Below are 2392 nucleotides of genomic sequence, written 5' to 3' on the forward strand. Positions count from 1 at the left end.
TGTTTACCAAAACACAGCAGCAGCTTCTGCGCCTTCTCTTTGGGCAGCCGGATAAAAGCTTTTATTCCAAGGAGATTGTAGATCGGGCAGGAATAGGCACCGGGACTGTCCTGCGAGAACTGGAAAAACTGTCCGATGCCGGCCTTCTAACGGTTAAAAAGATCGGGAACCAGAAACATTACCAAGCAAACCCGTCATCGCCTATTTTCGAAGAACTGAAAGGGATCGTCCGCAAAACCTTCGGTCTTTCCGGCCCGTTGCGTCTGACCCTGGACCAATTTAAGGACAAAATCAAGGTTGCCTTCATCTACGGTTCCGTAGCGAAAGGATCAGACACTGCTGGAAGCGACATCGATCTGATGCTGATTTCAAACCAGCTGACCTACCCGGATCTGTTTGTCAGCTTTTCCGAGCTGGAAACACAGTTGGGAAGACAGATCAACCCGAAGATTTATACTGTCGAAGAGTTCCGAAGCAAAATTACTGCGGAAAGCAACTTTGTTGTCAGGGTGATCGAGCAACCCAAAATTTTTCTGATCGGATCGCAAGATGACCTCCCAACAGTTTAAGAACCTGGTTGATATCGGACAGATAAAGCAGGAGCCTGGTGATCAAAAAGAATTCGATGGTCTTCTCTATTCAGGGCGCACGCGGCTCAAAGACTCCCGGATGGATGCCTTGTCGTTGGAGAGTCGCTTCGACCTGGCTTATAATGCTGCACATGCGTTATCGCTAGCCGCTCTTCGCTGGCATGGATATCGCTCGGAAAATCGCCATATCGTTTTTCAGTGTCTTCAGCACACCATAGGTGCAGGCCCTGAAGTCTGGCGTGTCTTGGCTCACTGCCACAACTTGCGCAACCGGGGGGAATACGAGGGCCTTCTCGAAGTCAGCGAGCGCCTTGTTCTTGATCTGATTCAGGCTGCCAAAGCAGTGCTTGGTGAAGTCGAAAAACTGGGGGTAATCTCTTCGAAAAGAGACATCGAAAAGCAATAGGAGCACACTTACTTGGGGTAGAGTGGGGTAAGTTGAAAAATTCGGACACCAATGTTAATAACCCCAGTTAACGGAGGTGTCGAATGAACGAGAGAACCAACGGCCGTTACTCGAGAGAATTTCGAAACGAGGCCGCCAAGTTAGTTATCGAAGGCGGAGTCTCCGCCGCTAAGGCAGCCCGCCAGTTGTCCCTGCCAAAATCCACCCTTGAAAACTGGGTGAGAGCTTTCAAGGCCGGGAAACTTAATGATATCGGTGGTCAACAGCGCCCTCTGACCGATGTCGAACAAGAACTCGATCGAGTCAAGCGTGAACTGGCCCAGGTCAAGCAGGAGCGCGACATTTTAAAAAAAGCCGCCGCGTACTTTGCCAAGGAGTCGCTGTCCGGTACGCGGTAATCAAAGAGCTTCGATCTGAGTACCCTGTTCCTCTTCTCTGCCAGGCCTTGGAGGTTTCGCCAAGCGGTTACTACTCTTGGTTGAAACGCCCAGACTCGCCACGGCAGAGACAGGAGACACGGCTGGTCATCGAAATTAAAGCGGCTCACAAGAGAAACCGAGAGACCTACGGGCCCGAAAGGCTGCAGAGCGACCTTGCCGAACATGGTATTCAGGTCGGGGTCCACCGGATCAAGCGCATCCGCAAGGAGCATGGTATTCGCTGCAAGCAGGTGAAGAAGTTCAAGGCGACAACGAACTCCGACCACGTGCTGCCGGTTGCCGAAAATCTGTTGAATCAGAACTTTACGGTCGAAGTCCCCAACCAAGTGTGGGTGGCCGATATCACCTATATTCCCACTACCGAAGGCTGGCTCTACCTTGCCGGCCATAAAGACCTCTTTACAGGAGAGGTCGTGGGGTACGCCATGGGCGAAAGAATGACCAAGAACCTGGTGAGCCAGTCGCTTTTTCGCGCTGTCTCGGCCAAGCGCCCGGCGGCGGGCTTGATCCATCATTCAGATCGGGGGGGCCAATATTGCGCCCTGGAATACCGCAAACTCCTCAAGCAGTTCGGCATGCAAGCTTCGATGAGTCGGCGAGGCAACTGCTATGACAACGCCCCGATCGAGAGCTTCTGGGGGATACTGAAAAACGAACTGGTCCATCATCGCCGGTATCTCAGCAGGAAACAGGCGATACAGGAGATCACGGAGTACATCGAGATCTTCTACAATCGCCAAAGGCGCCAGAAGAGACTTGGTTACCTTTCGCCTGCTGCCTACAAGCAGAAATATTTCAAAGACCGAAATGCAGCATAGAAATTTTGGTGTCCGCTATTGCCGACCGACCTCATTTCAACCCAAATCCAAGTCCTTAAAGGCTTTCTCCTGCTTTTCCTCTGTGTCCTCTGTGGCTCGAGGGAGCGCAGCGAACGGGTGGTAAAACTTGCCTTTGCT

3 protein-coding genes are annotated in these 2392 nt (G+C 52.0%); all 3 read left to right on the top strand.

What is annotated here, in order from left to right; translation table 11 throughout:
* A partial coding sequence (locus tag JQN68_RS14215) for a nucleotidyltransferase domain-containing protein (RefSeq protein WP_249621275.1) occupies positions 1-569 on the top strand: 569 nt, incomplete at its 5' end.
* Positions 550-996 carry a hypothetical protein gene (locus JQN68_RS14220; RefSeq protein WP_225073883.1) on the top strand — a complete coding sequence of 149 codons (447 nt, stop codon included), beginning with the start codon at positions 550-552 and terminating at the stop codon, positions 994-996. The genes JQN68_RS14215 and JQN68_RS14220, both read left to right, overlap by 20 nt.
* Positions 997-1079: 83 nt before the next feature.
* Positions 1080-2254, top strand: a protein-coding gene (locus JQN68_RS14225; protein WP_502799365.1) for an IS3 family transposase whose coding sequence is annotated in 2 segments (ribosomal slippage) — positions 1080-1365 and positions 1365-2254 — 1176 coding nt in all. Because the reading frame shifts where the segments join, the coding sequence is not laid out codon by codon here.
* Positions 2255-2392 lie beyond the last annotated feature (138 nt).

Origin of the sequence: Desulfuromonas sp. CSMB_57, assembly GCF_020194955.2 — a bacterium.
In the GTDB taxonomy this organism is placed as follows: Bacteria; Desulfobacterota; Desulfuromonadia; order Desulfuromonadales; family Syntrophotaleaceae; genus JAFCIY02.

Coding starts and splice junctions, on each gene's coding strand:
- JQN68_RS14220 (WP_225073883.1), top strand. CDS start 550: ATGACCTCCCAACAGTTTAAGAACCTGGTTGATATCGGACAGATAAAG.